This window comes from Arthrobacter sp. AL05 (assembly GCF_029960715.1).
GTDB lineage: Bacteria > Actinomycetota > Actinomycetes > Actinomycetales > Micrococcaceae > Arthrobacter.
The window spans coordinates 438,640-451,135 of the sequence record NZ_JASBRC010000002.1; the positions used below are offsets into that span (position 1 = coordinate 438,640).

At 66.7% G+C, this 12,496-nt stretch carries 12 protein-coding genes; 7 read left to right on the forward strand and 5 right to left on the reverse strand.

What is annotated here, in order from left to right:
• Positions 1–64: 64 nt before the first annotated feature.
• Entirely contained in the window at positions 65–331 is a 267-nt protein-coding gene (locus tag QK287_RS04300; RefSeq protein WP_253033207.1) for a GlsB/YeaQ/YmgE family stress response membrane protein, read from the reverse strand.
• Positions 332–559: 228 nt separating this feature from the next.
• Between QK287_RS04300 and QK287_RS04305 the strand changes: the two genes are divergently transcribed.
• A complete protein-coding gene (locus QK287_RS04305) occupies positions 560–1,480 on the forward strand; it encodes a cation diffusion facilitator family transporter (protein ID WP_226774195.1) in 921 nt (306 codons plus the stop codon).
• Positions 1,481–1,526: 46 nt separating this feature from the next.
• Here the strand turns inward: QK287_RS04305 and QK287_RS04310 are convergent, their stop codons facing one another.
• Positions 1,527–2,735 (reverse strand): MFS transporter, encoded by a 1,209-nt coding sequence (locus QK287_RS04310; protein WP_226774196.1) that lies wholly within the window; start codon positions 2,733–2,735, stop codon positions 1,527–1,529.
• 170 nt (positions 2,736–2,905) lie between these two features.
• On the opposite strand from QK287_RS04310, the gene QK287_RS04315 reads away from it, so the two are divergent.
• The 4 genes from QK287_RS04315 to QK287_RS04330 all read left to right on the forward strand — a co-directional run bounded on the left by QK287_RS04315 (position 2,906) and on the right by QK287_RS04330 (position 6,358).
• Positions 2,906–3,361, forward strand: a complete 456-nt coding sequence (locus tag QK287_RS04315; RefSeq protein WP_226774731.1) for a (deoxy)nucleoside triphosphate pyrophosphohydrolase — start codon at positions 2,906–2,908, stop codon at positions 3,359–3,361.
• 170 nt (positions 3,362–3,531) lie between these two features.
• Positions 3,532–4,671 (forward strand): Re/Si-specific NAD(P)(+) transhydrogenase subunit alpha, encoded by a 1,140-nt coding sequence (locus QK287_RS04320; RefSeq protein WP_226774730.1) that lies wholly within the window; start codon positions 3,532–3,534, stop codon positions 4,669–4,671.
• Entirely contained in the window at positions 4,671–4,988 is a 318-nt protein-coding gene (locus QK287_RS04325) for an NAD(P) transhydrogenase subunit alpha (RefSeq protein WP_226774736.1), read from the forward strand. The genes QK287_RS04320 and QK287_RS04325 overlap by 1 nt, the downstream gene beginning before the upstream one ends.
• Positions 4,985–6,358, forward strand: coding sequence for an NAD(P)(+) transhydrogenase (Re/Si-specific) subunit beta (locus QK287_RS04330; protein WP_282359394.1), 1,374 nt, complete (start codon positions 4,985–4,987; stop codon positions 6,356–6,358). Before QK287_RS04325 ends, QK287_RS04330 begins: the two co-directional genes overlap by 4 nt.
• On the opposite strand, the gene QK287_RS04335 is transcribed toward QK287_RS04330, so the two are convergent.
• The 3 genes from QK287_RS04335 to QK287_RS04345 all read right to left on the reverse strand — a co-directional run bounded on the left by QK287_RS04335 (position 6,355) and on the right by QK287_RS04345 (position 8,696).
• A complete protein-coding gene (locus QK287_RS04335) occupies positions 6,355–7,509 on the reverse strand; it encodes an Rv2578c family radical SAM protein (protein WP_226774735.1) in 1,155 nt (384 codons plus the stop codon). The genes QK287_RS04330 and QK287_RS04335 overlap by 4 nt on opposite strands.
• Positions 7,510–7,624: 115 nt before the next feature.
• Positions 7,625–8,263 (reverse strand): SIMPL domain-containing protein, encoded by a 639-nt coding sequence (locus tag QK287_RS04340; protein ID WP_282359395.1) that lies wholly within the window; start codon positions 8,261–8,263, stop codon positions 7,625–7,627.
• Position 8,264: 1 nt separating this feature from the next.
• A complete protein-coding gene (locus QK287_RS04345) occupies positions 8,265–8,696 on the reverse strand; it encodes a hypothetical protein (RefSeq protein WP_282359396.1) in 432 nt (143 codons plus the stop codon).
• 177 nt (positions 8,697–8,873) lie between these two features.
• Between QK287_RS04345 and pheS the strand changes: the two genes are divergently transcribed.
• On the forward strand, positions 8,874–9,935 hold the full coding sequence (pheS, locus tag QK287_RS04350) for a phenylalanine--tRNA ligase subunit alpha (protein WP_282359397.1): 1,062 nt from the start codon (positions 8,874–8,876) through the stop codon (positions 9,933–9,935).
• Between the two features lie 2 nt (positions 9,936–9,937).
• Complete coding sequence (gene pheT / locus QK287_RS04355; RefSeq protein WP_226774725.1) at positions 9,938–12,481, forward strand: phenylalanine--tRNA ligase subunit beta; 2,544 nt, start codon at positions 9,938–9,940, stop codon at positions 12,479–12,481.
• Positions 12,482–12,496: the final 15 nt, after the last annotated feature.

Sequence of the window (12,496 nt, forward strand, 5' to 3'; positions counted from 1 at the left end):
GCAGGGCACAAAAGTACGGCGGGGGTCCACCGCAAGGTGGGCTCCCGCCGTTGTGCCGGTGTAGTTATGTGGTCTTGTTGCGCCCCGTGATGGCGCCGTAGACGCCGGCAACCACCAGGCCGCCGACAATGGCCAGGACCCAGGAACCGAGGTTCCAGAATTCCATCTTGCCGCCGCCGAAGAGCAGGTCGCCGATCCATCCGCCGACAATAGCGCCGACAACGCCGAGTACAAGACTGGTAACCCAGCCGCCGCCGACACTGCCAGGCATAACTGCCTTGACGATTGCACCTACTATGAGTCCGAGAATGATCCAGCCAAGAAAGCCCATTACTCCTCCTACATATTCGTCGGCATCCAAAGGGTGAATCCCGATTATGGCTTCAAGCTAACATAGGCCGGTTTGCTTGTCAGTAGCCGCACACCCAATTGTTATTTGCCCCGCCGGACCGGTCGCCCCGGGTGCTGGCGGCGGGGCAAGAGCAGGTACGGTATTCCTTGTGGGCGCGCGCATCGGCCGGAGTCCACCACCTTCCCAAACCCCTTAGAAGAGGCTCTCTTGGCTGCAAATGGCGGTACCAAGGCGATTGTTGCGGCGCTTGCCGCCAACCTGACTATCGCCGTCCTGAAATTCGTCGCGTACTTCCTGACTTTTTCCTCATCAATGCTGGCCGAAGCGATCCACTCGCTCGCGGACTCCGGCAACCAGCTCCTGCTGCTGGTGGGCGGCAAGCGTGCCAAACGGGCGGCAAGTCCGGAGCATCCGTTCGGATACGGCCGGGAGCGCTACATCTACGCCTTTATCGTCTCAATCGTGCTGTTCAGCGTGGGCGGCCTCTTTGCTTTGTATGAAGCGTGGGGAAAGCTCCAGCACCCACACGCCATCGAAGGTGCGTTCTGGTGGGTCCCGCTCGCCGTCCTGATCGGTGCCGTCATCGCGGAGTCGTTTTCGTTCCGGACAGCCGTCATCGAATCCAATCCCCTCCGCGGCAAGCAGGGCTGGGTCAAGTTCATCCGCAGCGCCAAGCAGCCGGAGTTGCCCGTTATCCTGCTCGAGGACTTCGGCGCGCTTGTGGGCCTGTTCTTCGCGCTCTTGGGCGTCAGCCTGACCCTGCTCACCGGAAACGGCATCTGGGATGCCCTGGGTACTGCGATGATCGGCTTCCTGCTGGTTGCCATCGCCGCTGTGCTTGCCATCGAAACCAAGTCACTGCTGCTCGGTGAATCGGCCACGAAGGACGACGTCACCAGGATCCGGGTGGCCATCGAATCCGACGGCACCTCGATCATCCACCTCAAGACCCTGCACTTGGGTCCGGAGGAACTGCTCGTCGCGGCGAAGATCAGCATCGGCAGCTCCGACACCGGCCGGGAAATCGCTGCGGCTATCGACAGTGCCGAGACCCGGATCCGGCAAGCTGTTCCGATCGCGCGGGTTATCTACCTTGAACCGGACCTCCAGCGCGTCAACGCCACCTGACCGGTCATGATGCTGAGGGGCCGCTGATCCGGGAACCGCAGTGCGGCTACCGGACCAGCGGCCTCTTGCGTTCCACCCGTCCGCTGATGAGGGCGATTCCAAGGCCCAGCAGCGCCAGCACGGCTCCGACCAGCGCGGGAGCGACGTACCCCCAGCCCCAGGCGATGACAAGCCCACCCAGGAATGCGCCCAAGGCGTTGGCCACATTAAGGGCCGCATGGTTGAGCGAGGAAGCCAGCGACGGGGCGTCGGGAGAAGCGTCCAGCAGCCGCGTCTGCAGGGCCGGGACAAGCATGGCGCCGGCCGCGCCGACCACGAAGACCATCAGGTACGCGGACCACGGCCAATGCACGGCCACCGCGTAGGCCACAAGTGCCGCGGCAATGCCCGGCAGCACCCAGTAGATCGTTCCCATCACTGACTTGTCCGCGATCCGGCCGCCAACGATGTTCCCGACCACCATGCCCACCCCGTACAGCGCGACAACGGCCGGGAGCCAGGCCGAGGGAATGCCCGCCACGGAGGTCATGGTGTGCGCAATGTAGGTATAGGTGGCGAAGAAACCGCCAAAGCCGACGACGCCAATCAGGATCGCCAGCCAGACCTGGAGCCGTTTAAGGGCGCCCAGCTCACGGCGGAAGCTCGCATCGGCGTGCGGCTTCTGGAACGGCACAAACTTTGAAAGCATCACCAGGGTCAGCACGCCGATCCCGCCGACCAGCAGGAACAGCAGCCGCCAGCCATACGTCTGGCCCAGCCAGGTGCCGAACGGTACGCCGATGACATTGGCGACGGTCAGGCCGGCCATCACCATCGAAATAGCCCAGCCGCGCCGGGTCGGGGCGACCAGTGACGCCGCAATCACCGCAGCAACACCAAAGAAGGCGCCGTGCGGCAACCCCGCCGCGAAGCGGGAAAGCAGCATAGTGCCGTAATCGGGGGCGATGAAGGAGCTGAGGTTGGCGACGCTGAAAAAGAGCATAAGCCCCAGGGCCAGATACTTCCGCGGGAGCTTGGCGCCGACGGCGGCCAGCACAGGGGCGCCAACCACCACACCGAGGGCATACGCGGAGATCAAATGGCCGGCCTCCGGCGTGCTGATGTTCAGGCCCTGCTCGATTTCCTTCAGCAGGCCCATCATCGTGAATTCCGTGGTGCCGATGCCGAATCCGCCCATGGCGAGGGAAACGATGGCTAGGGAAACAGTGCGGGTGCCGGTCTTGGGCGTCGCCGGTGTTCGTGCGGTGATTGTCATTCGTCTGCTTTTCGGGGACGTTCCCGGGTGGAACCAGGAGGGTGCGGCAAGTTAAATATGATCTGCGGTCTGATGAGTTGAACGGGGCGGGCGGGCCGGGTATTCCAGGTCCGCAGCCACCGGCCGGTTCCATTCTCTCCCACGTGTGCCCTGCCCCTAGACTTGGTCGCGTGACTGGACTCATCAACGTTGTCGGCGGCGCAGTACTGGACTCCCTCGCCGAACCTGGCCGGCTGCTTGTGGCCCGGCGGACGGCGCCCCCGCAGTTCGCCGGCATGTGGGAGTTTCCCGGCGGCAAGGTCGAGTCCGGCGAGACGCCCGAACAGGCCCTGCACCGGGAATTGCGGGAGGAACTTGGAGTCCGGGTCAGGCTGGGAGCAGAACTCGCTGCGGGCGCGGCGGAGGGCTGGCCGCTTAACGAACGTGCCGTGATGCGGGTCTGGTTCGCAGAGCTTCTCGGCGGCGATCCGCGTCCGCTCCAAGACCACGACGAGCTGCGCTGGGTCGATCTGCAGGACCGCGGCGCCGTGCTGGCCCTGGACTGGATCCCGGCCGATTTGCCCATTGTGGAGGCGCTGCTGACAGCCGTGGAGGGCCGGAAAGACGCAGCGGCGCCGGGGCCCTGAGACCGCCGGTGTTGTGCTTCGCTTCGGGCGCCCCGGACGTGACATGGAGGCCCTGAAAACCGTCCAGGTGAGCTGCGGGTGACGCGCCGCCGATCCCCGCCTGCGGAGCCCGCCCCTCGCCAAAGGGTGAAGCGTGTGCCTACTCTGAAGCCATTCGAGAGGAGTTGCCAGTGCTGGTGGGTGTCAGGCGGGAACAACGCACGGGGGAGCGACGGGTTGCCGCGACGCCGGAGACCGTGCGCCAGCTAATGGATCTTGGCCTCGATCTGGTGGTGGAGAGCCAGGCCGGTACCGCGGCCGGGTACGGCAATGCCGCCTACGCCGCGGCGGGAGCGTCAATTGTTCCGGAGCTGACGGCAGCATCACTGGATGTCTTGCTGCACGTCCGGCCGCTTGAACCGGAGACAGCCCGGGAACTCCGCCCGGGCACGGTGACTATTGGCTTCGCCTCTCCGGGGTCGGAACTGCCCGGAGTGGACGCCCTCGCGGGCGCCGGGGTGACCTCGTTTGCGCTGGAACTGGTGCCGCGCATCTCCCGGGCCCAGTCGATGGACGCGCTCAGTTCCCAGGCGCTGGTCTCCGGCTACCGGGCGGTGCTCGAGGCCGCGGTGCGCTATCCCCGCTTCTTTCCGTTGTACATGACCGCGGCGGGGACGATCCCGCCCGCCAGGGTCCTGGTTCTGGGGGCCGGAGTCGCCGGGCTGCAGGCCATTGGTACGGCTAAACGCCTTGGGGCCAGGGTTTCGGCCAACGACATCCGGGCCGCCTCAGCGGAAGAAGTCGCCTCGATGGGTGGCACCTTCATCCAGCTCGATCTTGACGCCGCGGACGGCGGTGGCGGCTACGCCCGTGAGCTGGGCGAGGACCGGGCCATACGCCAGCGCGCCCTGCTGGCCCCGCACGTCGGGGCGGCGGATATCCTCATCACTACCGCCGCCATCCCCGGCCGCGCAGCTCCTTTGCTGGTAACTACAGAAATGGTGGGAGCCATGCGGGCCGGTTCGGTCGTTGTTGACCTTGCGGCGGAATCCGGCGGGAACGTCGAAGGAGTCATCGCCGGGCAGGACCTCCAGATCCCGGTGGACGGCGGTTCCGTTACGCTGGTGGGCCTGCAGGACGCGGCTTCCTCGATGCCCTCCGATGCTTCCCGGCTTTTCGCCCAAAACGTCGCGAACCTGCTGGCCCTGATGACCACAGAGGGAAAAGTTGTTCCGGATTTCGACGACGAAGTTGTCGCCGGCGCCTGCCTCACCCACGGCGGGGCCGTCCGGCACGCCGCCACCGCCGGCGCGCTGGAGGCACTCAGATGATGGATCCGGTCACCCTGCTGACGGTAGTGGTGCTCGCCGTCTTTGTTGGGTTCGAAGTTGTGTCGAAGGTCACCAGCAAGCTGCATACTCCGCTGATGTCCGGCGCCAACGCCATCCATGGCATCATCCTGGTTGGCGCCATCATCGTGGCCGGCCAGGCGGACGACCCCTGGCTGCTTATGGTTGCACTCCTCGCTGTGGTGCTGGCAACGTCCAATTTGGTCGGCGGATTTGTGGTAACGGACCGGATGCTCGAAATGTTCGGCAGCCGGAAACCTGTCCGGCGCAGCGACCGTCCGCGGCGGGACGGCCCATGAGCGTCCTCAGCCCGATGTGGACCTCCCTGTTTTACCTGGCGGCCGCGGTGTGTTTCATTCTTGCGCTGAAGGGCCTCAGCTCACCGCGGACCGCGCGTCGAGGCAACACGATTGGAGCGGCCGGCGCCTTCGTGGCCGTCGCCACGGTCTTTCTTTCCGCGAAACTGGCAAACATCCCGCTGATCCTCGCCGCCATCGCCGTCGGGTCTGCCATCGCCGTTCCGGTGGCCCGGCGGGTGCAGATGACCCACATGCCGCAACTGGTGGCCTTGTTCAACGGCGTCGGCGGCGGAGCTGCTGCGCTGGTGGCAGTGCTGGAACTGGGCCACAGCGGCGATTACTGGGTGCGGGTGGCCGTGGTCTTCACCATGTTGATCGGCGCTGTGTCTTTTGCCGGCTCAGCCGTGACTGTGGGCAAGCTCCAGGAGCTGATCAGCACCCGTCCGCTGCTGTTCCCGGGTATGCCGGCGGTGATGGGCGCCGTGGTGCTGGGCGCCGTCACCGCCGGCACCCTTGTGGTCGGTTCGGGTTCAACCGGCTGGGCGGCCGCGCTGCTGGCAGTGGGCCTGGCCGGGGGACTCCTGCTGGTGCTGCCCGTCGGCGGGGCCGACGTGCCAATAGTCATTTCGTTGCTGAACGCCTTTACCGGCCTCGCGGTTGCAGCATCCGGCATTGTGCTTGGCAACGTCCTGCTGGTGGTGGCCGGCACCCTGGTGGGGGCCAGCGGCACCCTGCTGACCAAGGCGATGGCCGCCGCGATGGGCCGGGGCGTCGCCGGCATTATATTCGGGGCCTTCCGGGGCGGGTCGACGGCGGGATCCACAGTGCAGAGCGACCGCCCGGTGCGCTCGTCCTCGCCCGAAGACGTCGCGGTCCAGCTTGGCTACGCCCAGCGGGTCGTGATCGTGCCCGGCTACGGACTCGCCGTCGCCCAGGGCCAACACACGATCGCCGAGCTTGCCACGGCCCTGGCGGCCCGCGGCGTTGAAGTGGTTTTTGCCATCCACCCGGTGGCCGGGCGGATGCCGGGCCACATGAATGTGTTGCTCGCGGAAGCAAACGTTCCATACGAGGCGTTAAAAGAGCTGGCAGAAGCCAACCCGGAGTTCCCGAACACCGACGTCGCCCTGGTTGTGGGCGCTAACGACGTTGTTAACCCTGCCGCCAAATCCACGCCCGGGGCGCCGATCTACGGGATGCCCATCCTGGAGGTTTCGCTGGCCGGGCAGGTGGTGTTCCTCAAACGCTCGATGCGGCCGGGTTTCGCCGGGATTGAGAACGAGCTGCTCTTTGATGCCAAAACGACGCTGCTCTTTGGAGACGCCAAGGACTCACTCACCCGGATCCTGGGCGCCGTGAAGGAACTCTAGAACAAGGTAGCCTGTGCAGCCGGCGTTGCTGACCGCTGGCCGGCGGCGACGGCTGCCGGTTCGGGGAGGCTCCCCTCGGGATACTGCGCTTCCTCGTCCCTGGGGTCACGGCTGCCGGGATCGTCGTTGAGGTCCCGGTGGCTGAAGCCCTGCGAGCCGGAGAACCCATGCCTGGCCTTGAAATACCGAATGCGGCCGGAGAGCCAGTCGCGGTACTCCTTGGCGGCGTAGGAACCGGTGCCGTAGAGCCGGCGGTACCTGCCGGCAAGCTGGGGGTGTTCCTTGGCGACCCACTGCATAAACCATTCCCGGGTGCCGGGCTTGAGGTATAGCGCCCCGGCCGTGACTCCGGTGGCGCCCGCCGAGGCCAGCGAAGCGAACAGGGAATCGAGGGCCTCGTCGCTGTCCGAGAGCCACGGCAGGATGGGCATAGCCATTACGCCGCAGGGCAGTCCGGCCTCCCGGAGCCGGGTAATCAGCTTCAGGCGGGCCCGGGGCCCGGGCGTACCGGGCTCGACTGCTTCGGCGAGGCGCTCGTCCGTCATCGCCAGTGAGATGCCCACGCCGACCGGGACCTGCGCAGCCGCATGCTTCAGCAGCGGGATGTCCCGGGCCAGCAAGGTGCCCTTCGTCAGGATTGACAGCGGAGTCCCGGAATCGGCGAGGGCACCTATGATCCCGGGCATCAGCCGGTACCGGCCTTCGGCCCGTTGGTAGGGATCGGTGTTGGTACCGAGAGCCACGTGCTGCCGGGCCCAGGAGGGCTTGGCCAATTCCCGGCGCAGGACCTCCGCGGCGTTGATTTTCACTACCACCTGGCTGTCAAAGTCCAGTCCGGCGTCGAAATCGAGGTAGGTGTGGCTTTTCCGGGCGAAACAGTAGACACACGCGTGGCTGCAGCCACGGTACGGGTTGATGGTCCATTCGAACGGCATTCGGGAACCGGCGGCCACTTTGTTGAGCACCGATTTAGCGGTGACCTCATGGAACGTGACGCCGGCGAATTCGGGGGTGGTCACGGAACGCACCAGCCCGAGCAGGGGCAGCAGGGCATCGGCGGCGGCCGGGGACCCGCCGGCGGCAACTGTGCCCTGCCCGGCGGCCGCCCAGTCTTCCGACGCCGGATTAAGTGCTTGCGCGTCCCATCTCATGGTTTCCATTCGAAGGTATGTTCGAGTTTAAGTCAAGGAGCCCCGCTGTATCCGGACGCCAGCGCGCCGTTGCAGTCCACCGCCGCCGGCCCGCACCGCTGCGCCCGTGGCAGGCTTAGCCGTGCAGCTCCCACACAACGCCGACCGTTGCGGTGACGGACGATTCTCCGGCCTCGACAGTAAGCGATTCCACCGCGGCGGCCCGCTGCATCGCCGCCCCGGGGAGTGGGGCTGCATGTCCGGACTGCTGGGTGAGCGAGATGACCTGTCCCAGCGACGTCCCGGCGAGCGAGGCGAAGTGCCCGGCCGTTGTGCGGGCGTCCAGCCAGGCGGCCTCACGGGCGCGGGCGTAGACGCCGGCGGGATCGGCGAAGCCGAGCTCCAGGCCGTTGAGCCGGACATCGTTGCCGCCGGCCGATACGGCCGCGGCGATGACCGCCGACGACGTTCCCAGCTCCCTGAGCCGGACACTCAGGACGCTGGACGCCAGGTAGCCGGCCACGACCTGGCCCCGGCCCTCCTGCCAGTTCACCTCGGCACGGACATTGAGCCCCGACGTGGTGATGTCCGGGTCCGCCACGCCGTACGAGCGCAGTGCCTCCGTGATCGCTGCCAGGACCCGGCCGGCGTCGCCGTACGCGGCGCCGACGCCCTCCCGGTGGCACTCGACCCCTATCGAAAGGGTAAGCATGTCGGGTTCGGCTTCCGCGCTGCCGGATCCGGTGACGGAGATGGTCCTGGGACTGTCGGTCATGTTATGCCTCGTTCTGTTCGGGGGCCGCCTGGGTTGGCTCCGGGTAGCCGCCGGCCAGCAGCCCGGCGTGCCGTTCGAAGACATTACCCGAGCCAGGGTTGCCGGTCCGGAGCTGGGACCAGGCTGCTGCCAGGAAATACAACGGCAGGAAAGGCAGGCCCAGGCAGCACGCGTACTGGGTGCTGTGGCGCTCCTCGTGCCCGAGCAGTTCCGGATTGGCGAGGGCGTTGCCGGGTCCGGCGCGGAAGAGCACCACATTGCCGACCGTAAAGGCCCCGGCCATTGGCCGCCGCCAGTGGTAGCCGGTGGCAAGCAGCAGCCCGCGGGGTCCACGGCGGACCGGGGCGCGGGCGCAGCCGGCGAGCAACAAGCCCAACGGGGTTGTTGCATTCAATACATTGGCCAGCTGCCGCAGCCGTTGTCCGGGCGTCATAAGGCCATGCTAGCCGGGACCCAGGTTCGGGCACCTGAGTGCGTTCAACTAGACTGTTGGGAAGTGTCCGCCGGAGTGATTTTGGCGGGCCCTGCCCTTTGTCAACGCGCCGGTACCTGCTCCTGTTGAAGGTCCTGCGCCCGTTGGCATGAACCGACTCGTAGCTAAGAACAGTAGATGACTGAAACTTTGCCGGGCGCCGGCGTCCCGAATCCCCTGGATGAAGCCGCCATCACCGCCGCCGTAGACCAGGCCGTTGCCGCTATTGCCGCCGCCTCCACGCTCGATGAACTCAAAGCCGTGCGGCTTGCCCACACCGGCGAGAAGTCCGCGCTGAGCCTCGCCAACCGTGAAATCGGCGGCCTGCCGAAGGACCAGAAGGCCGCCGCCGGCAAGCTGATGGGTGCCTCCCGCGGACGTGTCAACAAGGCGCTCGCGGACCGCACGGCCGAGCTCGAAGCCGAGAACGACGCACGCATCCTGGTCGAGGAGACGGTTGACGTCACGGCCGCTCCGCGCCGCCGTCGTGCCGGTGCACGCCACCCGCTGTCCACCCTGCAGGAACGCGTCGCTGACATCTTCGTTGGCATGGGCTGGGAAATCGCCGAAGGCCCCGAGGTCGAGTCCGAATGGTTCAACTTCGATGCGCTGAACTTCAAACCGGACCACCCCGCCCGCGAAATGCAGGACACCTTTTTTGTGGAGCCGCCCGAAGCCCACCTGCTGATGCGCACCCACACCTCCCCGGTGCAGGTCCGCTCCATGCTCGAACGCGAACTGCCGATTTACGTCCTGTGCCCCGGCAAGGTGTTCCGCACCGATGAGCTCGACGCCACGCACACGCCGGTCTTCCACCAGTTCGAGGGCCTCGCCATCGACAGGAAACTCAGCATGGCGGACCTCCGCGGCACCCTGGAGCACTTCGCGCGCCAGATGTTCGGCGACGAGGCCCAGATCCGGCTGCGCCCGAATTACTTTCCGTTCACCGAGCCCTCCGCCGAGCTGGACATCTGGCACCCGGAGGCCAAAGGCGGCCCCAGCTGGATCGAATGGGGCGGCTGCGGCATGGTCAACCCCAACGTGCTCCGCGCGGCCGGCATCGATCCGGACATCTATTCAGGTTTTGCCTTCGGCATGGGCATCGAGCGGACCCTGATGTTCCGCAACGAGGTCGGCGACATGCGCGACATGATCGAAGGCGACGTACGTTTCAGCGAGCACTTCGGGATGGAGATCTAACCGTGCGTATCCCACTTTCCTGGCTGCGTGAATTCGCGCAGGTACCGGCCGGAGCGACGGCCGAAGACGTGATGGCCGACCTGGTCAAGGTCGGTTTTGAAGAAGAAGCAGTGCACCGCCCGACGGATGCCCTGCAGGGTCCCGTTGTGGTGGGCCAGGTGCTGAGCATCGTCAAGGAACCCCAGACCAACGGCAAGACCATCAACTGGTGCCAGGTCCGGGTGGTCCCCGAAGGCCAGCAGCAGACCCTGACAGGCGAGGGCATCGACCCCGCCGGCGTCCAGGGCATCATCTGCGGCGCGCACAACTTCGTGGCAGGCGACAAGGTCGTTGTCACCCTTCCGGGCGCCGTGCTGCCCGGCGACTTCCGCATCTCCGCCCGGAAGACCTACGGGCACCTTTCCGCGGGAATGATCGCTTCGGTGCGCGAACTTGGCATCGGCGAGGACCACGACGGCATCCTGGTGCTCTCGCGGATCGGGCTGGACCCGGAAATTGGCACCGACGCCATGGAACTGCTGGGCCTTTACGACCAGGCCGCCGAAATCAACGTCACCCCGGACCGCGGTTACGCGTTCTCCCTCCGCGGGGTGGCCCGCGAGTACGCGCACGCGACCGGCACGACCTTCACCGACCCGGCAGCCAGGGTCCAGGCACCTGCGGAACTGGCCGGCGGTTACGGCGTGCAGCTCAACGACGGCGCCCCGATCTACGGTAAGCCCGGCTGTGACCGTTTTGTGGCCCGCACCGTCCGGGGCGTCGACGCGACGAAGCCCACGCCCCCGTGGATGACCTCCCGGCTCCGGCTCGCCGGCATCCGCTCGATCTCGCTGCCGGTGGACGTCTCGAACTACGTCATGCTGGAACTCGGCCAGCCCACCCACTGCTACGACCTGGACACCCTGTCCGGTGACATTGTGGTCCGTCGGGCGGCGGCCGGGGAAAAGATCACCACCCTGGACGGCAAGGAACGCACGCTCGACGTCGAGGACCTCCTGATCACCGACGGTTCCGGGGCGATCGGCATTGCCGGCGTGATGGGCGGTGCCGCCACCGAGGTGTCCGATGCCACCACAAACGTCCTCGTGGAGGCTGCGCACTTCGACGAAGTGTCCATCGCACGCTCCCGCCGCCGCCACAAGCTCCCGTCCGAAGCCTCCAAGCGCTTCGAACGCGGCGTTGACTGGCAGGTGGCCGGCATCGCCGCACAGCGGGTTGTTGACCTCTTGGTCGAGCTCGCCGGCGGCACCGCCGTCGCCGAGGGGACCGACGTCGGCACCGCACCGGCCGCCGTCGCCGTCGAGTTGCCAGCGGCTTTCGCCGCGGAACGTATTGGGATCGACTTCACCGAGGAACAGATCCTCAGCTCGCTCGAGGACCTGGGTGCAGTTGTTGTCAAAAACGAGGGCGGGTACACGGTGACGGCGCCAAGCTGGCGCAACGACCTGGAAACCAAGGAAGACCTGACCGAGGAAATTGCGCGCCTGGTCGGCTATGACAAAATCCCCGCGTCACTGCCCGTGGCACCCCCTGGCCGCGGGTTGACCCGCGTCCAGCAGCAACGCAGGCGCCTCGTCCAGGCGCTGGCAGCCGCCGGCCTCACCGAGGTCCTCGCGTACCCGTTCGTCTCCCAGGCCGCCAACGACACGTTTGGCGTTGCCACTGAAGGAGCGCCGCGCACGGCACTCAAGCTCGCCAACCCGATCAGCGAGGAGCAAGGCTACCTGCGCACCTCGATCCTGCCGGGCCTGATCGAGGTGGCTAAACGCAACCATTCGCGCGGCTTCCGCGACCTGGCCCTGTTCGAGGCCGGGCTGGTTTTCCTGCCGGGTGACACACTCGGCACCGCCACGATCCCGCCCCTTGGCGTCCGGCCGGGCGATGAAGTGCTCGACGGTTTGTATAACGGTGTGCCGGACCAGCCGCTGTACCTCGCCGCGGTGCTTACCGGCCACGACTCACCGGTTGCCGCCGGCCACAGTCCCCGGGTATGGGACTGGGCCGATGCCGTGGACATCGCCCGGATCGCCGGCGACGTGCTCGGCGTCGAAATCGTTGTTAGCCAGGGCCGGCACCAGGCCTTCCACCCGGGACGGGCCGCGCAACTGGCGCTCCGCACCGGGGAGGTCCTGGGCTACGCCGGCGAACTGCACCCGAAACTGCTGGCCGCCCACGACATGCCGGCACGGTCGGTGGCGCTCGAATTCAACGCCGATGCCCTCTTTGAGGCTGCCGCCGACGTGATCGTCGCCCGGCACCTGTCGACGTTCCCGGTGGCGAGCCAGGACGTCGCCCTGGTGGTGCCGCTGGAGGTCCCCGCTGACGAAGTGGAGTCGGCTCTGCGCGCGGGAGCCGGCGAGCTGCTTGAAGACGTTGCACTCTTCGACGTGTACGCGGGCAAGGGCATCGAGGACGGCAAAAAGTCGCTGGCTTTCAGCCTGCGCTTCCGTGCCGCTGACCGCACGCTGACAGCCGAGGAGGCGTCCGCGGCGCGCGAGGGTGCCGTGGCAGCTGCGCACGAGCGTTTCGGGGCAGTCCAACGCTAGAGCACGGAAGAACAC